The 20,241-nt window shown below is 44.5% G+C and carries 16 protein-coding genes; 3 read left to right on the top strand and 13 right to left on the bottom strand.

Annotated elements, in window-relative coordinates; translation table 11 throughout:
- The first annotated feature begins 236 nt into the window (after positions 1-236).
- Positions 237-665 carry an HIT domain-containing protein gene (locus tag NX845_RS08400; protein WP_065681325.1) on the top strand — a complete coding sequence of 143 codons (429 nt, stop codon included), beginning with the start codon at positions 237-239 and terminating at the stop codon, positions 663-665.
- Between the two features lie 137 nt (positions 666-802).
- Here the strand turns inward: NX845_RS08400 and NX845_RS08395 are convergent, their stop codons facing one another.
- The 5 genes from NX845_RS08395 to znuA form a co-directional block, all read right to left on the bottom strand.
- Positions 803-1,033, bottom strand: a complete 231-nt coding sequence (locus tag NX845_RS08395; RefSeq protein ID WP_004734201.1) for a FeoC-like transcriptional regulator — start codon at positions 1,031-1,033, stop codon at positions 803-805.
- The gene (feoB, locus tag NX845_RS08390; RefSeq protein ID WP_017095143.1) at positions 1,030-3,303 is read right to left on the bottom strand and encodes a Fe(2+) transporter permease subunit FeoB; all 2,274 of its coding nucleotides are present in this window, start codon (positions 3,301-3,303) and stop codon (positions 1,030-1,032) included. Before feoB ends, NX845_RS08395 begins: the two co-directional genes overlap by 4 nt.
- Entirely contained in the window at positions 3,304-3,525 is a 222-nt protein-coding gene (locus NX845_RS08385; protein ID WP_004734203.1) for a FeoA family protein, read from the bottom strand. It abuts the gene before it with no gap.
- Positions 3,526-4,151: 626 nt separating this feature from the next.
- Entirely contained in the window at positions 4,152-7,535 is a 3,384-nt protein-coding gene (locus NX845_RS08380; RefSeq protein ID WP_260256760.1) for an AraC family transcriptional regulator, read from the bottom strand.
- A gap of 247 nt (positions 7,536-7,782) precedes the next feature.
- Entirely contained in the window at positions 7,783-8,667 is an 885-nt protein-coding gene (znuA, locus tag NX845_RS08375) for a zinc ABC transporter substrate-binding protein ZnuA (protein WP_017079474.1), read from the bottom strand.
- Positions 8,668-8,750: 83 nt separating this feature from the next.
- On the opposite strand from znuA, the gene znuC reads away from it, so the two are divergent.
- Together znuC and znuB are read left to right on the top strand one after the other, a co-directional pair.
- Complete coding sequence (gene znuC, locus NX845_RS08370; RefSeq protein ID WP_102445058.1) at positions 8,751-9,530, top strand: zinc ABC transporter ATP-binding protein ZnuC; 780 nt, start codon at positions 8,751-8,753, stop codon at positions 9,528-9,530.
- Positions 9,530-10,315 carry a zinc ABC transporter permease subunit ZnuB gene (gene znuB / locus NX845_RS08365; protein ID WP_260256759.1) on the top strand — a complete coding sequence of 262 codons (786 nt, stop codon included), beginning with the start codon at positions 9,530-9,532 and terminating at the stop codon, positions 10,313-10,315. The genes znuC and znuB overlap by 1 nt, the downstream gene beginning before the upstream one ends.
- Positions 10,316-10,484: 169 nt before the next feature.
- Here znuB and sucD read toward each other — a convergent pair whose 3' ends face one another.
- The 8 genes from sucD to sdhC form a co-directional block, all read right to left on the bottom strand.
- Entirely contained in the window at positions 10,485-11,357 is an 873-nt protein-coding gene (gene sucD, locus NX845_RS08360) for a succinate--CoA ligase subunit alpha (protein ID WP_004734209.1), read from the bottom strand.
- Positions 11,357-12,523 carry an ADP-forming succinate--CoA ligase subunit beta gene (sucC, locus tag NX845_RS08355; RefSeq protein ID WP_004734210.1) on the bottom strand — a complete coding sequence of 389 codons (1,167 nt, stop codon included), beginning with the start codon at positions 12,521-12,523 and terminating at the stop codon, positions 11,357-11,359. The genes sucD and sucC overlap by 1 nt, the downstream gene beginning before the upstream one ends.
- Before the next feature lie 206 nt (positions 12,524-12,729).
- Entirely contained in the window at positions 12,730-13,938 is a 1,209-nt protein-coding gene (odhB, locus tag NX845_RS08350) for a 2-oxoglutarate dehydrogenase complex dihydrolipoyllysine-residue succinyltransferase (protein ID WP_004734211.1), read from the bottom strand.
- A 21-nt stretch (positions 13,939-13,959) separates the two neighbouring features.
- Positions 13,960-16,779, bottom strand: coding sequence for a 2-oxoglutarate dehydrogenase E1 component (sucA, locus tag NX845_RS08345; protein ID WP_017079473.1), 2,820 nt, complete (start codon positions 16,777-16,779; stop codon positions 13,960-13,962).
- Between the two features lie 97 nt (positions 16,780-16,876).
- Entirely contained in the window at positions 16,877-17,590 is a 714-nt protein-coding gene (locus NX845_RS08340; protein ID WP_004734213.1) for a succinate dehydrogenase iron-sulfur subunit, read from the bottom strand.
- Between the two features lie 12 nt (positions 17,591-17,602).
- Positions 17,603-19,369 carry a succinate dehydrogenase flavoprotein subunit gene (gene sdhA / locus NX845_RS08335; RefSeq protein WP_009847321.1) on the bottom strand — a complete coding sequence of 589 codons (1,767 nt, stop codon included), beginning with the start codon at positions 19,367-19,369 and terminating at the stop codon, positions 17,603-17,605.
- Positions 19,370-19,717: a succinate dehydrogenase, hydrophobic membrane anchor protein gene (gene sdhD / locus NX845_RS08330; protein ID WP_004734215.1), complete on the bottom strand. Its 348-nt coding sequence runs from the start codon at positions 19,715-19,717 to the stop codon at positions 19,370-19,372.
- A complete protein-coding gene (gene sdhC, locus NX845_RS08325) occupies positions 19,711-20,103 on the bottom strand; it encodes a succinate dehydrogenase cytochrome b556 subunit (protein WP_012604532.1) in 393 nt (130 codons plus the stop codon). Before sdhC ends, sdhD begins: the two co-directional genes overlap by 7 nt.
- Between the last annotated feature and the right edge of the window lie 138 nt (positions 20,104-20,241).

The following is a 20,241-nucleotide window of genomic DNA, read 5'->3' as shown; positions in this document are numbered from 1 at the left end:
TTGATGTGAGAGCATCAACCTTTTGTTTTATCTAACGTATACTGATACCAATCGTAGTAAATAACTAATCATCCTAGCTGGTTAAAACGCTCGATAACTGCGTTAGAAATTTTGATTGTAGAGTAACTACTTATCAAAAGAATCTGCCTTGTTCTCAAACCTTTTTCCTGCGCTATTTCTGATCATTTACTTACTGTGATTGGTATGAATTCAAGAAATCGAAATGGATAATAATAATGAGCTTTGAACTTCACCCACAGTTAGCAAAAGACACCACGCTTATCGGCGAATTTCCACTAAGCTTGGCACTGCTAAGCAAAGACAGTGCTGTGCCTTGGGTTATCTTGGTACCAAAACGTGCCAACCTAAAAGAGTTGCACCATCTGCCAATGAAAGAACAACAGCAGTTCTTGCTTGAGTCTCAAGCGGTAAGCCAAGCATTAGAAGCGACGTTCCAACCAGACAAGTTAAACCTAGGCGCGCTGGGTAACATGGTGCCACAGCTGCACATTCACCATATTGCACGTTTCAAAGACGACATCGCGTGGCCAGGCCCAGTATGGGGCAATACCAAAGGCGAACATCGTAGTGAAGAAGAACAAGCCGCAATCCATACTCGCATTCAAAACGTTTTATCACTGAGCTCTATCTTTAATAAAGCGTAATTCGAGTTCATCTCATTACGCTTTAAAGCAAGGCTGTTCAGAATAGACACATGACAAAAAGCCGCTCATCTAAAATAGGTGAGCGGCTTTTTTATTGTCTAATCTCGCCGTTTTCAACGAGAGTATGAAGCTCTGAACTACATCATCACATTCAGTGACAGACCATCTTGTTTGCTGATGGTGTAACGAATACGTGTTGTATGACCATGCTTGTTGGTATCGACCAAGCGGGAAACTTTCCCTTTCTTGACCCAAACACTCAGCATCGCATCGACACCGTCTTCGCTCATACCAAACTTAGACGCAAGTTCACTGCGAGCTGCAACGCCCTCGTTATCAATGTATTGATGAAGTTCAGTTAAAATCATACTACTTGCACCTCTAGCGCTTTTTGCTTACTGCCAATTTTCTTGAAGACGCGATACGTCACCACAAAGCCACCAGCAATTGCCACCATCCACACAGCACTACTTACTGGGTGTACAGCGAAGTTTGCTGCTTGGTAGTAGAAGGTTGCACCGAAGTAACCAAGAGCCATTGTCCATACCGCTATGAAGCGGGCAAACGTCTGACCAAACTCACGAACATAAGCGCCCATCGCAGCAACACAAGGTGTGTAAAGCAGGATAAGAATCAAGTAAGCAAACGCAGCGTGGCCTGATACAAACTTGTCTTTCAAGTTACCAAAGATCGAAGTATCAACCTCTTGATCTGCAGCCACAGAGCTTGAGTCAGACAAGTCGCCCACTTCAATGCCTAATGGATCTGAATAGCTCAAGCCAGCTAGGTTTTCAGGGATGGTCATGACGGCTTCTTGCAAGCTTGCTGCTAAATCGAATTCAGCCGCTTCTTCGTCTGATGGCGTGGTGTACAAGCTGTTTAATGTACCAACAACGGCTTCTTTCGCAAAAATACCCGTAATAATACCAACCGTTGCAGGCCAGTTCTCTTCAGTAATACCAATAGGTTGGAACACTGGAGTCACAACTTGAGCCGCTTTAGATAGCACTGAGCTTTCGCTGTCTTCGTTACCAAAACTGCCGTCCATACCTAATGAATTCAGGAAGCTAAGAATAGCCACAACCATTACAATGGTTTTACCGGCGCCAAGCACGAAACGCTTCAGCTTCTGCCAAGTTTTCAGCATCACGTTTTGCACGGTTGGCAATTCGTAATCTGGCATCTCCATAACCAAGCTATCACTGCTACCAGGATAGATAGTATTTTTAAGGAATAAGCCCGTAAATACAGAAGCAACAATACCCATGATGTACAGAGCGAATACGACATTTTGTCCCGCACCAGGGAAAAACGCAGCTGCGAATAGTGCGTATACTGGCAAACGAGCACCACATGACATAAACGGAGCCATTGATGCTGCCAGTTTACGTTCACGCTCTTGGTCAAGAGTACGAGTTGCCATGATTGAAGGTACGTTACAACCAAAACCAAGTACTAACGGAACAAACGCTTTGCCCGGTAAACCAATCTTCTGCATCACTTTATCAAGTACAAATGCTGCACGAGCCATGTAACCCGAGCTTTCTAATACCGCTAAGAACAAGTAAAGCGCGGCAATAACCGGGATAAAGGTCGCAACCGTTTGAATACCACCGCCGATGCCATCGGCAAGAATGGTGACTAGCCAAACCGGTAAATGGCCATCTAATAAGTGGTGTCCACCATCAACTAATATTGCGCCAACACCAATATCAAAGAAGTCGATAAACGCACTACCGATATTGATAGAGAACATGAACATTAGGTACATGATGACGAAGAAGAAAGGAATACCGACCCATTTATTCAAAATGAATTGGTCTGCTTTCTCAGTAAAGTTACGGCTTAGTTTCCCTTCACTGCGACGAACACGTTTACAAAGGTCATGTAAGAAAGTGTATTTAGCGTCAGCAACAGCAAGGTCAATATCGAAATCGGCACCTAGGCGCACACTGTCGATTTGAGTACGAGTTTGAGGAGCCAATCCGTTCAATACTAAGTAATCATTTTCTAAAGCTCGAATAGCCAGAGCTCGGTGAGATACGTCAGCATCATCAAATTGTGACTCAACAGAAGGGATAAGAGCTTCTAACGCGGCATTGTAATCAATAGAGATAGGATCAAGACTCACACCTTGAACAAGCAGTTTATGCAGACGCTCTTTAAAACGTGCAACTTGGCCTTTGTCGTTTGCAGACAAGCTTAAAACTGGACAGCCAAGCTCTTTCTCTAGCGCTTTAAGGTTAATCACCTGACGCTCACGCTTTAATACATCCATCTTGTTCAATACAACGATCATTGGGCGACCCAACTCTCGTAATTGTAATGTCATGTATAAGCTTCGTTCTAAGCAGCTTGCATCTACAACATTGATGATGACATCTGCAGGGTGAGTTAGCACAGCACGAGACGCGATAGATTCATCGATACTGTTTGCATCATTACCACTGTCTAGTGCGTAGATACCCGGTAAATCCGTTAGCTGAAACTGATCACCAGCATGCGAATACAAGCCCGTCTTCTTTTCTACGGTTACACCAACCCAGTTACCAACGTGCTGCTTAGCACCAGTTAAGGCGTTAAATAATGTTGTTTTACCACTATTTGGGTTACCAACGGTAAGAACTTGATAATCCATTTAGATAACCTCGATTTGTTCTGCAATGCTTTCACGAATGGCGATAGAAACACCTCTCACCTCCACTTGAAGCGGATCACCCATCGGCGCACGACGGATTAGCGTCACCTCAGTTTTTGGCAACATGCCCATAACCATAAGTTTTTTTCTAACGTCTGGTGTTAAGCCTGTTAGTGCAACAATAGAAGCCGCTTTTCCTTGCTCGAGTTGTGAGAGTTTCATAAATGCCCAATTCGTGACTGATAATGAGAAAGATTGTTATTACCGCCATGATACACATACATGACCACAATTCTATTGTGTGAAATCAATGTTTTCGAAAATACATACTCGTAAATTTCGTTAAAAACGTTTACGTCAAAAACGTTACTTTCAACAAACAACGAGAACTACCTCACTAGTACCAATCAAGAAAAACCAACACAAATCATTAATTATCAATAACTTAAAATAATGTCGGTTTTCTCATGGCCATCTGTCGTTAATTTTATAAGTAAAATAAGTGGGCAGACGTATAGTTACTCCAACGAAGAGAAACTACTTCTCTTTAATTTTATTCCAGAGGTGATGTGGCTTGCCATATCACTCCGGCAGCAAGCGAAGGTGTCCTTGGCACCCGTGGTATAGTCCCCCCGGCTATACCACGATATTTTTTTTCTTCCTTTTGTTTTATCCCAACAGCCTTTAAACTCCCCACTGATCTCTATCTCTATCTCTATCTCTATCTCTATCTCTATCTCTATCTCTATCTCTATCTCTATCTCGTAGAAGCATAAAAAAGCCCCAACACGAATGTCGAGGCTTAGAGTATCTTTATCTATGTGGACGTAGAGTAAATCCGTAGCTCACTACTCTTCGCTATTTTCAGCAAACTTAGATGGCGACATACCAAAATGGTGCTTAAACCTTTGACTGAAATAAGAAGGGTCATTGAAACCAGAATCAAACGCGACGTCTGAGATTTTCTCTCCCGCAAGTAACCGCTCACACGCATGCTCTAAACGCACTTCATTCAAGTGCTCTTTAAAGGTCTTGTTATAAGCCGATTTAAAGCGTCTCTGTAAGCTTCTCTCTGACATGAACAAGTACTTAGCAGCAGTTGCAGTACTGAACTCTGCATCGGCGTAGTTTTCGCTCACAAGCTGCGACACTCTGTTTTTCCACTCTTGTTCAGCACTCAACCTTTGCTGCTCTGGCGTTGAAGCGGCAAGCTTAATGGTTTCAATCTGCTCAATTGTGCTGGCTTCCAGATTATCCAGTACTTGATACTCAATCGGCCACGAAAGCTGAACCTTATTTTGATAGTCAGAAACAAACGCGTTCAACTCACCACCACTCTGATTCATCAATAGAGGTAATTTTTCGATATTTAGATCAGTCGATTTTCCGGTGTTGTCACCCATGCTTGATGCCAATTTAGGGAAAGGCATCCCATGATCTCGAATCGTAACGACAAGATGCTCCTTCACTTCTTCAACCAGAACCACCATGCTTTGTGACTTAAAGTTTCTCTTGATGATGCTCGCAACCAAGTTGTTGAAAATAATATCGAGATTAAAATACAGTAAGGATACGTATCGTTGTTTGGTATCAACTCTAATATCCAGTTCAATACCTGCTTTGACTAAATCATCTTGCCAAGCTTTGAGTACCGCTTCTAAGATCAAAATTATATCGTAACTGACCTTCCCTTCTCCTTGAGGTGTATTGCTCAATTGAGCCAAGCCATTTTTCAGCGTTAAGATTGGCGACTTGCCTTGCTCATCATTCCAATTCGGGAGCATCGCAGCAATATGATTAACTTCAGATGAGAGTTCATTTGCTGTGTGCGATACAAGCGCACTCTTAACTGATAGTTGCTTTTTAAGCTGTTGATTGGTCGTCAACAGAATGCGACTTTGGTGCCTCAGTTGATCGGTTTTTAATGCAACTTGCGCTTTTAGGTGTCTATTGGCAAAAGTGACATAACGCGAACGCCAAAAGACCAAGATAGTCACGACACCAATCAGCAGCACCAGAGAGCTTGCGGCAGCCCAATTGGTCAGATACCAAGGCTCAGCGATTGAGAAGCTTTGATTCGTTGACACAAAGCGATAATGCGAGTCCTTAACGGGTTTAACTTCCAGTGTATAGTCCCCCGGAAGAAGATGGTCGAGCGTTAACAAGCCTCCTTCAAATTCACTCCAAGGTTCATCGTCGCTCAGGCGATACTCCATCGCAGGGGCAAACGTCGCAGGTAGGATGCCCAACTTAAAACTCATGGATGAACCATAAGGGATTTCATCTAAATCAGCTGTCTTGCCACCAAGTGATACGGTTTGCTGATCAACACTGATTTTACTTAGTAATGCTCGACTATGAGGTGTTGTTGATACCAATAACTCATCAGATAACGCACTGACTACGCCATACTTTGATCCAAAAATAAGCCTCGTAGATTGGCTGCCTTCGTTGTCAAACAAGGCACATGCCCCTGCCGCCAGTTCATTGGTGATCAAGCCAAATGGTGAACCGATATGTTTATGCAGTTGCCCATCCAGTCCGTAATAGCTGATACCTTTCGAAGAACCTAACCACACGCCATTGTCATCGCTTATTAAGCAATTTGGGCTAATATTGTCTTCAACAAGCGTGACCTCTTGAATAATAGAGCTGTCATAAGGGATTCGATACACGCCATAACTACTCGCAAACCATTGAGCCCCATCCTTCGCTTTTTCAATATCGACCACTTTGCCAAATCGTTCGCTTGAGCGACTAAAGCTAATCCGTTTATCAATAAAAGAGTAGAAGCCGTGGTCAGTGCCTATATAAATACGACCTTGTAACCCTATATTGAGAGCAGTGATTTTTGCTGGCAAAAACTTATCAACTAACCAGTCAGTACCGTACCCCGTCAGCTTCATGGTTTCGATAGATAACGAATAAAGGTCTTGCCCCGATGTTATCCAAAGTACGTTATCAGCTTGAAGCGCAAAGTTCTCAACGTGTACCCCTTTGATAGACCTTGGTAAACCGATCACTTCAGGCTCTAACGTATCGGTATTAAAACTAATAATACCTTCTTCAGTAGCCAACCAAATGGAAGAACCAAAGACCTCAAAGTCCTGTACCGAGTTGGAGTAAACACGAATTGGACTAGCTTTGCTTTGAGCATCGACCAAATAGAGGCCCATTGAGGAAGCAACCCAAGATAATTGTTCACTAACCGGCTGTACTTTGTTTATCACGACACTACTTGAGTGCATCCCCATACCCGTTAATGGCGTTCTTGAGAATGTCTTACTGAACAGTGAGACATATCGGATGCCGTTATTTGTCGCAACCCACATCCCACCAGCATGGTCGTTGATTAACGAATATATTTTCTCTCCCGGTAACGAGAAATCTTGATTAGCGGCTTGTTCGAATCGTGTAATTTGACCCGTAATGAAGTTATAACTAATGAGTCCATGCTCTGTGCCAATCCAATATTGGTCTGAAGTTTCAGCAAGCGAGAGAACGTGCGACCCTTTTATTTTGTTCTCTTTATCTGGATTCGCGAGATCAACAATCACCGCCCCATTTAAAGTGCCAATCACTAACTCTCGTCTAGCATTAGAAAAATAAACCGTCTCAATATGGTGCTTATCTGATGCAGTGATGTGAGTAAACTCTTGCGCCTCGGAAAGGTAAGCACCAGAACTGGTCGCGAGTACCCATTTTGACAACACCCACTCCGCATCGTTAATCGCAATATCACTGCTATTGTTGTATCGATACAGTTTGAGTAGTGAGTAGGTGGTAAATTCTAAAGATTGAGTGTTGTAAGTATAAAAATTACTGCCATCTGTGACCCAAATATAATCACCTGATGAGCCGATATTCGCGATCTCAGCGCCGGGGCTTAAACTAAACGCAAGCTCATTGCCAATACCAGGGCTATGTCGGTACACCTCATTATCAAAAAATGTCCAAAACTCATCGTTAAGAAACGCGACTCTTTCTGAAGAAAATTGCAGAAGGCTGCCCTTTCGCGGGAATAGGGTTCGGCCATCATAAAAGAGTACTTTTCCATGGACATCATGAACCCATAACCCGCCACCGGCACCTAAGTACAGGTTTTTAGCCGCAAGAAAGTTCCCTTGCGCTTGAACGGGCAAAGGATAGAAAACGGAGGGTGATGTATTTACCGCGAGAACGCTAAATGAAATGCTCATTAACATGAACATTCTGAAGATAATTTGATACAACTTTTCATCCTGAACAGCAATAACACATGAAATTATGGTGTCCACAACGTCTTATCGCTGCTGAACCAAAAATTCAGTTTTTTTGTGCTTATTATTATCTTTCTATTTTAGCGGAAATTAACAAAGGAGAAAGGAGGTTTGCTATTTGTTGAGAGGTTTTATCTTAGCGGTCACGAAAATGCCGCAAAAAGCGGCATGATTCATAAATTAACGAGAGCAAAGTGTCGTTAGAAATATTGATTACTGATTACTTAGCACTCAAGCAACTGGTGTAGCTGTCTGTAAGTTGCTGAAGAAAATCGAAATAACTTCCACTCTTCACTTCAACTTGTGAACCAACAGGATCAAGTTGCCCCTGCTTAGCATTGCTTCCGCGAGTCACCGATTCGATCACAGCTGGTGTAAATTGAGGCTCTGCAAATACACATTGAACATTTTCACGCACCAAGGTTTTCTTGATAGCTATCAAGCTTTTTGCACCCGGCTTGCGCTCTGGGCTCACGGTAAAGTGACCTAAGTTATTTAACTCAAACTCCTGTTCGAAGTAGCCGTACGCATCATGGAATACGTAGTAACCTTTGTCTTTCACTGGCGCAAGTTGTTCATTAATTGACTGCTTCTTCTCTTTCAAAGCAATCAAGAATGAGTCTAGGTTCTCTTGATACGCCATTGCGTTATCAGGATCAGATTCAATCAACTTAGCTGAGATATATTTTGCCGCGACTTCAACTTGGTCGATGCCCAACCAAAAATGCGGGTCATGGCTACCATGGTGATGTCCTTCATGAGCATCGTGATCTTCATGCCCAAACTCTCTCAAGTTGATTCCAGGAATCTCACTGATCTTGATAACGTTTTCTTTTGAACCAATCACCTTAGTCAAAAAGGCTTCTAGGTCAGGGCCGAACCAGATAACCATATCGGCACTATGAACTTTTTTGACATCCGATGGCTTAAGCGCATAATCATGCGGCGAAGCATTGCTGTTCATCAACACATCCGGCTCACTAACGCCTTGCGTTAATTCTGTCACAATCATTTGAATCGGTTTAAAGCTTGTTAGAATAGTATTGGCACTTGCGACACTTGGCGCTAAAAGCAAAGTAGCAAGTATAAAAGATGAACGTGACATAATCCCTCGATAATAGAAAAGTAGCTTAGGCTTGAGGTAAATGTTACATTATAACATTAGCGAATTGCAAATGAGTTCTATTCATGGATAACTTAATCCAACTAGATTCTGTGAGCGTCGAATTTGACGGTCGGAAAGTTCTAGACAACATCTCTCTAAATATAGAGCGCGGCAGAATCACCACCCTCATTGGGCCAAACGGTGCAGGAAAGTCGACATTAGTAAAAGTGGTACTGGGTTTACAAACCCAATTTTCAGGCACAATAACAAAAGCTAAAAAACTGAAAATTGGCTATGTACCACAAAAACTAAAGCTCAATGATTCACTACCGCTCAACGTAGAGCGTTTTCTAAAGCTCACTGGCAAGTTCAGTCAGCAAGAGATCCTTGAAGCATTGAAGCTCGTTGGCGCCGAACATCTGCAAAAGAGTAACATGCACCAGCTATCCGGCGGTGAAAACCAACGTGTGCTGATTGCTCGTTCATTGCTAAGAAGGCCAGACCTACTGGTTCTTGATGAACCTGCTCAAGGCGTTGATGTACAAGGGCAAATAGACCTGTATGACCTGATTGACACCATTCGTCACCGCTTTGGTTGTGCCGTATTTATGGTTTCACATGACCTGCATTTAGTGATGGCCAAAACAGACGATGTTATCTGTTTGCACCATCACATCTGCTGTTCAGGCGCACCTGCAGACATCAAACACCACCCTTCGTATATTGCGCTCTTTGGCACCGCGACCCAAGAAACACTAGCGTTTTATCATCACCAACACGAACATCACCATCATGATCTTGCTGGCCAGCCTGTCGAAGGCGACGTGCATGAATGTTCAAACCATAAACACGGACATCACTAATGCTTGAGTTTCTTCTTCCCTCTATTCTGGCGGGTTTGGGTATTGCGCTAATTGCAGGCCCATTAGGGTCGTTCGTGGTATGGCGCAAGATGGCTTACTTTGGTGACACGCTTGCTCACGCTTCTTTGATGGGCTTAGCACTTGGCTTTCTGTTCAACATTAACTTGTATTTCGCGCTGCTGATTTGTTGTTTGATGCTGGCCGTGTTGCTAGTGACTTTACAAAAACAAAAGCTAGTCGCGACCGATACTTTACTGGGTATATTGGCGCACAGTGCACTCTCTCTAGGCCTTGTTGCTGTCAGCTTCTTAGACAATGTTCGTGTCGATCTAATGAGTTACCTATTTGGTGACTTGCTTGCGGTGTCTCCAACAGATTTGGTGTTCATCTACGCGGGTGCTGCAGTGATTGGTTTAGTGCTTACGATATTTTGGCGACCACTGCTTTCAACGACAGTAAATGAAGATCTTGCAGCAGTAGACGGCATCAACATTGATTTAATGCGCCTAATCCTGATGTTGCTGGTTGGTATCGTGATTGCAGTCGGTATGAAGTTTGTGGGTGCATTGATCATGACGTCATTGCTGATAATCCCAGCGGCAACGGCAAGAAAATTCGCCAATACACCCGAACAAATGGCATTCCTCGCCTCAGTTATTGGTTCTATCGCTGTGTTCGGAGGGTTGAGCTTGTCTTGGTTCTATGACACGCCAGCCGGCCCTTCTGTTGTTATCAGTGCTGCAGCAATGTTTATGCTGTCTCAAATGTACAGAACCCGCGCCTAAAGTGAAAAGTCGAGATTCATTCTGGCTTTTAACAACACAACAATTGATGCGGTTGATGCGATAGTCGATCAAAAAAAAATCGGTCACAAAAGAAAAAGGCTTGGTCAATGACCAAGCCTTTCTTATATCGTTCAGTTAGCTTCTATCTCGTTAGATAAAAGCTAGCTGATTACCAACCCGTGATTTCACGTAGGCCTTTACCGATGTCAGCAAGAGACTTAACAGTCTTAACGCCTGCTGCTTCTAGCGCTGCGAATTTATCTTCAGCAGTACCTTTACCGCCAGAGATGATTGCGCCAGCGTGGCCCATACGTTTACCCGGAGGAGCAGTAACACCAGCGATGTAAGATACAACTGGCTTAGTTACGTTTGCTTTGATGAACTCAGCAGCTTCTTCTTCCGCAGTACCACCGATCTCACCAATCATTACGATTGCTTCAGTTTCTGGGTCTTCTTGGAAAAGTTTTAGGATATCGATGAAGTTTGAACCTGGGATAGGGTCACCACCGATACCAACACATGTAGACTGACCAAAGCCTTCATCTGTTGTTTGCTTAACTGCTTCGTACGTCAGAGTACCTGAACGAGATACGATACCTACTTTGCCCTTCTTATGGATATGACCAGGCATGATACCAATCTTACACTCGTCTGGAGTGATAAGACCTGGACAGTTAGGACCGATCATGCGAACGCCAGTTTCTTCTAGCTTCACTTTAACGTCGATCATATCTGTAGTAGGGATACCTTCAGTGATCGTTACGATCAGTTCGATACCTGCATCAATTGCTTCTAGGATTGCATCTTTACAGAAAGGTGCTGGTACGTAGATAACTGTTGCTGTTGCGCCAGTTACTTCTACTGCTTCACGTACTGTGTTGAATACTGGAAGGCCTAGGTGAGTTTGACCACCTTTACCAGGTGAAACACCACCAACCATTTGCGTACCGTATGCGATAGCTTGGTCTGAGTGGAATGTACCTTGACCGCCAGTGAAACCCTGACAGATTACTTTAGTGTCTTTGTTAATTAATACAGACATTATTTAGCCTCCGCAGCAGCAACAACTTTCTGAGCAGCATCTGTTAGAGATACAGCAGCAATGATATCAACATCAGAATTAGCAAGTACTTCACGACCTAGGTCTGCGTTTGTACCTTCTAGACGAACAACGACAGGAACTGTTACGCCAACTTCTTTAACTGCACCAATAATACCTTCAGCGATCATGTCACAACGAACGATGCCACCGAAGATGTTTACGAGTACTGCTTTAACATTGTCATCAGAAAGGATGATCTTGAATGCTTCAGCTACACGCTCTTTTGTTGCGCCGCCGCCTACATCAAGGAAGTTTGCTGGCTTGCCGCCGTGTAGGTTTACGATATCCATCGTACCCATAGCAAGGCCTGCACCGTTAACCATACAGCCAACGTTGCCATCAAGTGCTACGTAGTTCAGTTCCCACTGAGCTGCGTGCGCTTCGCGCTCGTCTTCTTGTGAAGGATCGTGCATTTCACGAAGCTTTGGCTGACGGTACATTGCGTTTGAGTCAATGTTGATCTTGCCGTCTAGACAAAGAAGATTACCTTCATTTGTAATAACAAGCGGGTTAATTTCTAGTAGAGCTAGGTCGTACTGAGCGAACATTTCACCAAGACCCATGAAGATCTTAACGAACTGTTTAATTTGATCGCCAGCTAAGCCAAGTTTGAATGCCAATTCACGGCCTTGGTAAGCTTGAGGGCCAACTAGAGGATCGATCGCAGATTGGTGAATCAACTCTGGAGTTTCTTCAGCGATTTTCTCAATGTCCACGCCGCCTTCAGTTGACGCCATGAATACAATTTTACGAGTTGCACGGTCAACAACAGCGCCTAGGTAAAGTTCGTTAGCAATGTTTGATGCTTCTTCAACTAGGATCTTTGTTACAGGCTGACCATTAGCGTCTGTTTGGTAAGTCACTAGGTTTTTACCTAGCCACTTTTGTGCAAACTCTTTAACGCCTTCTTTAGTGTCATGTAACTCTACGCCGCCCGCTTTACCGCGACCACCAGCGTGTACTTGACACTTAACAACTTTCTTGGCTGTACTGATACGACCTGCAGCTTCGAAAGCTTCTTGTGCTGTATCACATGCGAAACCTTCTGGTACAGGCAAACCGAATTCTGCAAACAGCTGTTTGGCTTGGTATTCATGCAAATTCATTTTGATATTCCGTTTATTTTCCCTTAAGGGATTATTATTTCCATAACGACACAGTTTCCTGTGGTACGTCTGTAGGGTCTTCTCAAATCAACTGCTGTCCATTTTCTAATGGCTTTACAGTTCAAGTGAAGGCCAGACGTTGAGCAGCCTAGCCTTTGAAACTTTTTACGTCTAGCTAACGAGGTTAACTAGACGTTTTAGCGATACTAAACGTCTAATAACAGACGTGCAGGATCTTCTAGAAGCTCTTTGATAGTCACTAGGAAGCCAACTGATTCACGGCCATCGATTAGACGGTGATCATAAGAAAGCGCTAAGTACATCATTGGTAGAATTTCTACCTTGCCATCAACAGCCATTGGACGATCTTGGATCTTATGCATACCCAAAATTGCCGCTTGAGGCGGGTTGATGATTGGCGTAGACATTAGAGAACCAAATACACCACCGTTTGTGATAGTGAAGTTACCACCCATCAGCTCATCAACAGTTAGCTTGCCGTCACGGCCTTTGATTGCTAGCTCTTTGATGCCTTTTTCGATGTCAGCAAAACCTAGTGTGTCACAGTCTTTCAGTACTGGAGTCACTAGACCGCGTGGCGTAGATACCGCCATGCTGATATCGAAGTAGTTGTGGTAAATGATATCTGTACCATCAATCGAAGCGTTAACTTCTGGGAAACGCTTCAGCGCTTCTGTTACTGCTTTCACATAGAAAGACATGAAACCAAGACGCGTATCGTGACGCTTCTCGAATTGGTCTTTGTACTGCTTACGAAGGTCCATGATTGGTTTCATGTTCACTTCGTTGAAAGTAGTCAGCATTGCTGTGCTGTTCTTCGCTTCTAGAAGACGGTTTGCAACTGTCTTACGTAGGCGAGTCATAGGCACGCGTTTTTGGCTACGAGCCGCTGCTGGCGCTTCAACTGCTGGTGCAGATGCTGCTACCGGAGCCGCTTTCGCTGCTGCTAGGTGCGCGTCGATGTCTTCACGAGTAATACGACCACCAACACCAGTGCCTTTGACGTCAGCTGGTTGTAGGTTGTGTTCTGCAAGAAGACGACGAACAGCTGGGCTTAGTGCGTCGTTGCTTTCTTCTGTCAGTGCCGCTTTGTGGCGCTTATCAGGAGAAGCTTCTGTATCTTCAGTGGTATCTTTCGTTGGTTCACCAGCGACAGCACCAGGTTTGATCTTTGCAAGAAGCTGCTTAGAAAGTACCGTAGCACCCTCTTCTTCTAGGATAGCTTCCAGAACACCCGCTTCAGGAGCAGGTACTTCTAGAACTACTTTATCTGTTTCGATGTCTACAATGACTTCATCACGTGCAACGGCTTCGCCTGGTTTTTTGTGCCAAGTCGCCACTGTTGCATCAGCCACAGATTCAGGTAAATCTGGAACCAGAATTTCAATTGTCATGTGCGTATTTTCCTTTTACTTCTAGTTCTTAAGTAGGGTCAAAGCGTCGTCAACTAACGCTTTTTGTTGTTTCAAGTGTACCGACATATAGCCAACAGCTGGTGATGCTGATGCAGGACGACCTGCATATTGAATATCAGCACCCACTGGGATAGCAGCTCGGAAATTATGTTGGCTACTGTACCAAGCACCTTGGTTTTGTGGCTCTTCTTGACACCAAACGTAATCGACTACATTTGTGTATTGTGCGATTGCAGCTCTCACGTCCTCGTAAGGGAACGGGTAAAGTTGCTCAATACGTACAATAGCGACATCGTCTTGCTCGTTCTTACGTCTTTGATCAAGCAGGTCAAAGTAAACCTTACCTGAACAGAACACGACGCGTTTTACGTTCTCAGGAGCCAGATCATCAATTTCTGCGATAGCTGGTTGGAACGTACCTTCTGCTAGATCTTCCATAGAAGACGTACATAGAGGGTGACGAAGCAATGACTTAGGTGACATTACGATCAGTGGACGACGCATTGGTCGAACAACCTGACGGCGAATCATGTGATAAACCTGTGCCGGCGTTGAAGGAACAACAACCTGCATGTTTTGTTCAGCACATAATTGAAGGTAACGTTCAAGACGAGCAGATGAGTGCTCTGGGCCTTGGCCTTCATAGCCGTGAGGAAGCAGCATAGTTAGACCACATAAACGTGCCCACTTTTGCTCACCTGACGAAATGAATTGGTCGATTACAACTTGTGCACCGTTTGCGAAGTCACCAAATTGTGCTTCCCAAAGGGTTAGACCGCTTGGTTCTGCCGTTGCATAACCATACTCAAATGCGAGTACCGCTTCTTCAGATAACACAGAGTCAAATACTTGGAATGGCCCTTGTTTATCATGAATGTTCGCAAGAGGAACATACGTGCTTGCATCTGATTGATTGTGCAGTACTGAGTGGCGGTGGAAGAACGTACCACGACCTGAATCTTGGCCTGAGATACGAATACGCTTACCGTCATCAACAAGTGTTGCGTAAGCCAGAGTCTCGGCCATACCCCAATCGACTTGTTTCTCACCATTCACCATGGCAGTGCGATCGTTGTACAGTTTGTTTACTCGGCTTTGCAGCTTATGGCTGTCTGGGTATTGACAAAGTTTGCTACCAAGCTCTTTCAGGCGCTCGATATCAATCTTGTTGTCCCATTCGATGTTCCAGTCATGACCTAAGTAAGGTGACCAGTCCACTGAGTGAAGTGCCATTGGGCGCCACTCTTTAACCACAACTTCACCGTGATCAAGTGCATCACGATATTCATTAACGAGTTGAGTTGCCGTATCAATACCAAACTCACCGCGTTCCATTAGCACGTCAGCATAAAGCTTACGTGGCGTTGGATGCTTCTTGATTTTTTGGTACATCAAAGGCTGCGTTGCATTCGGCTCATCGGCTTCATTGTGACCGTGGCGACGGTAACAAACCAAATCAATAACAACATCACGCTTAAACGTATTACGGTAATCTAATGCAAGACGCGCTACGAAAGCGACAGCTTCTGGATCATCAGAGTTAACGTGGAAAATCGGAGCCTGAACCATCTTCGCGATATCTGTACAGTACATCGTAGAACGTGTATCGCGAGGGTTAGACGTCGTAAAACCAACTTGGTTATTTACAACGATACGAACCGTACCACCAACACAGAAACCACGAGCTTGAGACATGTTGAACGTCTCTTGCACTACACCCTGACCAGCGATAGCTGAATCACCATGGATAGTAATTGGAAGTACGCGGCTGCCATCTTTATCGTCTAGACGATCTTGGCGAGCACGTACCGAACCGATAACTACCGGGTTTACGATTTCTAAGTGAGATGGGTTAAATGCAAGTGCTAAGTGAACGTTGCCGCCTGGTGTTGCGAAATCCGCAGAGAAACCTTGGTGGTATTTCACATCACCAGTGCCCCACGAGTCATCGCTGTGCTTGCCCGCAAACTCGTCAAACAGGTCTTGTGGCTTTTTACCAAGCACATTGACCAGCATGTTTAGACGACCACGGTGAGCCATACCAACAACAACTTCACGCATGCCTTGTCCACCAGCATGACGAATAATTTCCTTCGTCATTGGGATCAACGCATCACCACCTTCCAACGAGAAGCGTTTTGCGCCTGGGAATTTAGCACCAAGATAGCGCTCAAGACCTTCAGCAGCAGTTAGCTCTTCTAGGAAAGCTTGCTTTTCTTCTTTATCGAAAGAGGGTTGACCAGAAACAGACTCTAAACGTTGTTGGATCCAACGCTTTTGCTCTGTGTTAGTCATGTGCATGTATTCAGCACCAATCGAACCACAATAAGTTTGCTTTAAAGATTTGTACAAATCTCGAAGCACCATCGTCTCTTGGCCAATGGCGTAAGAGCCGACGTTAAACGTCTCATTGAGGTCATCTTCGGTAAGAGTGTGAAAAGAAGGATCCAGTTCAGCGACTGTATCTCTTTCCCATAAACCTAGGGGGTCTAGATTTGCTGATTGATGCCCTCGGAATCGATAGGCATTAATAAGTTGCAGAACCTTTACTTGTTTCGCATCGACATCTGGATCACTAACTTGGACACTGTAATGCTTTGTTTCTTGAGCGAGTCGACGGAAGTATTCACGAACACGAGAGTGTGGTTGTTCCACTGCTTCTGAAGCTTGCACAGGCAGTTCTTCAAAAACACTTCTCCATTCGTCACTTACCGAATCGGGGTCACTTAGATACAGTTCATAGAGTTCTTCTACGTACGTTGCATTGGCGCCAGCCAAGTGTGAAGACTCGAGCCATGCCTTCATCACGCCGTTGTGCATATTTTCCCTTAACCAGTAGTTTTCACGTTTGCTGCGGTCTATGCCGAGCTATTAAAAGGCCGCCCCAAAACTTCTAGGGCGGCAATTTTTATATAACTTAAACCGAACGATTCACAAGCATGGTCTTGATGTGACCAATCGCTTTCGTCGGATTTAATCCCTTAGGACAAACACTTACACAATTCATGATGCCATGGCAACGAAAAACGCTAAATGCATCATCAAGATCGGACAGACGTTCGTCTGTCGCCGTATCTCGGCTATCTATTAGCCAACGGTATGCTGCAAGCAGGCCAGCTGGTCCGATGAACTTATCTGGATTCCACCAAAATGATGGGCACGAAGTCGTACAACATGCACACATGATACATTCATACAAACCATCTAAATGAGCACGCTCATCAGGGCTTTGTAGGTTTTCACGAGCCGGTGGCACATTGCCATCAGACACTAAGAACGGCTTAACTTTTTCGTAGTTATCGTAGAACTGAGTCATGTCTACGATTAAATCACGCACCACAGGCAAACCTGGAAGTGGGCGAATTACGATTTTATCTTGGCCAGTAAGAGCAGACAGAGGCGTAATACACGCCAATCCGTTTTTACCATTCATGTTCAAGCCATCAGAACCACATACACCTTCACGGCATGAACGACGGAATGAAATCGTTGGATCTTGCTCTTTCAAAAGAATAAGCGCATCCAAAAGCATCATGTCAGAGCCTTCTTCCACCTCTAGGGTGTACTCTTTCATGTAAGGCTTCTGGTCCACATCTGGGTTGTAACGGTATAAAGAGAAATTCAGTTTCATGGTCATATCTCCTTAGTACGTACGTGCTTTCGGCGGGAATGCTTCACGATGGATAGGTTCCATGTTCACGCCACGCTTAGTCATACTTTCTGATTCTGGGTTGTAAAGTGAGTGGCATAGCCATTGCTCATCATCACGGTCTGGGAAGTCAAAACGAGCATGCGCTCCACGACTCTCTGTACGGAAGTTTGCTGCAACCGCAGTTGCGAATGCCGTTTCCATTAAGTTTTCAAGCTCTAAACACTCAATACGTTGCGTGTTGAACTCTGTCGACTTGTCTGAAAGGTGTGCATTCTTAAGACGCTCACGAATCACTTTAAGCTCTTCTAAGCCATCAGCCATCGCTTTACCTTCACGGAATACAGAGAAGTTGTTCTGCATACATTGCTGAAGATCTTTACGAATTACCGCAGGGTCTTCACCGTCTGTACTGTTTTCCCAACGATTGTATCGCTCTAGTGAACGTTCAATGTCGGCTTCAGTTGCAGGTTTTGCTTCAGCTTGCTTATTCAGAGTCTCACCAAGGTGAAGACCTGTCGCACGACCGAACACAACCAAATCAAGTAGCGAGTTGCCACCTAGACGGTTTGCACCATGTACAGATACTGAAGCGATTTCGCCACAAGCGAATAGACCTTGAATTTCAACGTCTGTACCGTCTTCAGTTTGTTTGATTGCTTGACCAGAAACCTGTGTAGGAACACCGCCCATCATGTAGTGACACGTTGGGATTACAGGAATTGGTTCTTTAACTGGATCAACGTGAGCAAACGTACGAGAAAGCTCACATACACCCGGTAGACGAGACTCAAGCGTCTCTTTACCTAGGTGATCAAGTTTCAGCTTAATGTGAGGACCCCATGGGCCATCGCAACCACGACCTTCACGAATCTCAACCATCATCGAACGAGCTACCACATCACGACCTGCTAAATCTTTAGCATTCGGAGCATAACGTTCCATGAAGCGCTCGCCGTCTTTATTGAGAAGGTAACCACCTTCACCACGACAACCTTCTGTTACCAAAACACCTGCGCCAGCGATACCCGTTGGGTGGAACTGCCACATTTCGATGTCTTGCATTGGAACGCCAGCACGAATTGCCATGCCAACACCGTCACCAGTGTTAATGTGTGCATTCGTTGTTGATGCATAGATACGACCAGCACCACCAGTAGCAAGGATTGTTGCCTTCGCTTTGAAGTAGCAAACCTCGCCCGTTTCCATGCAAAGCGCGGTAGTACCTAAGATTGCACCATCTTCGTTTTTAACAAGATCCAGTGCATACCACTCAGAGAAAACCGTCGTTTTGTGTTTAATGTTTTGTTGGTAAAGCGTGTGTAGCAGTGCGTGACCAGTACGGTCGGCTGCTGCTGCGGTACGAGCCGCTTGCTCACCACCAAAATTCTTAGATTGGCCACCAAACGGACGTTGGTAAATACTGCCGTTATCAAAGCGAGAAAATGGAAGACCCATTTTTTCTAATTCGATAACCGACTCAGGGCCATTTTTACACATGTATTCGATAGCATCTTGGTCGCCGATGTAATCGGAACCTTTAACCGTATCGTACATGTGTTGTTCCCAGTGATCTTCATGCGCATTACCAAGAGCAACGGTGATACCACCTTGCGCTGATACAGTATGAGAACGAGTTGGAAAAACTTTAGAAAGCAACGCACAAGATAGGCCTTGCTCAGAAATTTGTAGCGCGGCGCGCATACCAGCACCACCAGCGCCAATTACTACAGCATCAAACTCACGAACAGGAATAGTCACTTACGCACCCCACAAAATAAACAGACCAGAGAAGAAATATCCTAGAAGAACCGCAACAACACCGACTTGAAGACCAACGCGCAATTTTGCACATTTGATGTAGTCAGTTAGTACTTGCCACAAGCCGATCCACGCGTGAACCAAAATTGAAGTAAGTGCTAACATGGTGAAGACTTTAGTGAAGGTACCACCAAAGAATTGCGTCCAAGATGCGTAAGAAATATCACCAGAAAAAGCACAGAAGCTCACTAGGTAGATAGTGTAAAGCGTCATAATGATGGCTGTTGCACGAATCAATAGATAATCATGCACACCATTACGACCAAAAGTAGAAACGTTGTTTACCATACTAAGATCCCCGCTAGTAGAGACAATACCGCTGTTGCTGCGAATGCAACCTTCGCGCTCTTAGCGCCAGATTCCAGCTCTTCAAAGTGACCAAGGTCCATAAGAAGGTGACGAATACCACCAGCAATGTGGTAAGCCAAAGCGGTTAAAATGCCCCACAGAATAAACTTCACGAAGAAACCGTCGACAATGTCGCTAGCTTCCATAAAGCCTACAGGGGAAGAGAGGGAAATGGATAGTAACCAAAGCAGAATTCCGATCGCAACAAAAGTAATCACCCCAGACACACGGTGTAGGATGGAAGCTATTGCTGTGATAGGAAAGTGGATGGTCTGTAAATCTAAATTAACAGGTCTTGTCTTTCTTTCTTTCACGGGCTCGCTCACTCAGCTCCATTGAGCATGATGGTCATTAAATAACCTTATGTATTGTTATGGACAAAATTTGATTGCAAACCTTCAAAATTTAACATTAACTTAACAAATAACGTAAGTTGAGCCTTAGATAATTGTAAAATAATTGTT

This window comes from Vibrio sp. NC2 (genome assembly GCF_025195005.1).
Lineage (GTDB): Bacteria > Pseudomonadota > Gammaproteobacteria > Enterobacterales > Vibrionaceae > Vibrio > Vibrio splendidus.
The sequence above is the reverse complement of the archived record's forward strand: the minus strand, read 5'-3'. Positions and strand labels throughout refer to the sequence as shown.

What these genes read in the sequence shown, in the direction of transcription:
- sucC (WP_004734210.1), bottom strand. Translation starts at nt 12,523, where the DNA reads ATGAATTTGCATGAATACCAAGCCAAACAGCTGTTTGCAGAATTCGGT.
- NX845_RS08400 (WP_065681325.1), top strand. Translation starts at nt 237, where the DNA reads ATGAGCTTTGAACTTCACCCACAGTTAGCAAAAGACACCACGCTTATC.
- NX845_RS08395 (WP_004734201.1), bottom strand. Translation starts at nt 1,033, where the DNA reads ATGATTTTAACTGAACTTCATCAATACATTGATAACGAGGGCGTTGCA.
- feoB (WP_017095143.1), bottom strand. Translation starts at nt 3,303, where the DNA reads ATGGATTATCAAGTTCTTACCGTTGGTAACCCAAATAGTGGTAAAACA.
- sdhD (WP_004734215.1), bottom strand. Translation starts at nt 19,717, where the DNA reads ATGGTAAACAACGTTTCTACTTTTGGTCGTAATGGTGTGCATGATTAT.
- NX845_RS08340 (WP_004734213.1), bottom strand. Translation starts at nt 17,590, where the DNA reads ATGAAACTGAATTTCTCTTTATACCGTTACAACCCAGATGTGGACCAG.
- sucD (WP_004734209.1), bottom strand. Translation starts at nt 11,357, where the DNA reads ATGTCTGTATTAATTAACAAAGACACTAAAGTAATCTGTCAGGGTTTC.
- odhB (WP_004734211.1), bottom strand. Translation starts at nt 13,938, where the DNA reads ATGACAATTGAAATTCTGGTTCCAGATTTACCTGAATCTGTGGCTGAT.
- NX845_RS08385 (WP_004734203.1), bottom strand. Translation starts at nt 3,525, where the DNA reads ATGAAACTCTCACAACTCGAGCAAGGAAAAGCGGCTTCTATTGTTGCA.
- znuA (WP_017079474.1), bottom strand. Translation starts at nt 8,667, where the DNA reads ATGTCACGTTCATCTTTTATACTTGCTACTTTGCTTTTAGCGCCAAGT.
- sucA (WP_017079473.1), bottom strand. Translation starts at nt 16,779, where the DNA reads ATGCACAACGGCGTGATGAAGGCATGGCTCGAGTCTTCACACTTGGCT.
- znuB (WP_260256759.1), top strand. Translation starts at nt 9,530, where the DNA reads ATGCTTGAGTTTCTTCTTCCCTCTATTCTGGCGGGTTTGGGTATTGCG.
- znuC (WP_102445058.1), top strand. Translation starts at nt 8,751, where the DNA reads ATGGATAACTTAATCCAACTAGATTCTGTGAGCGTCGAATTTGACGGT.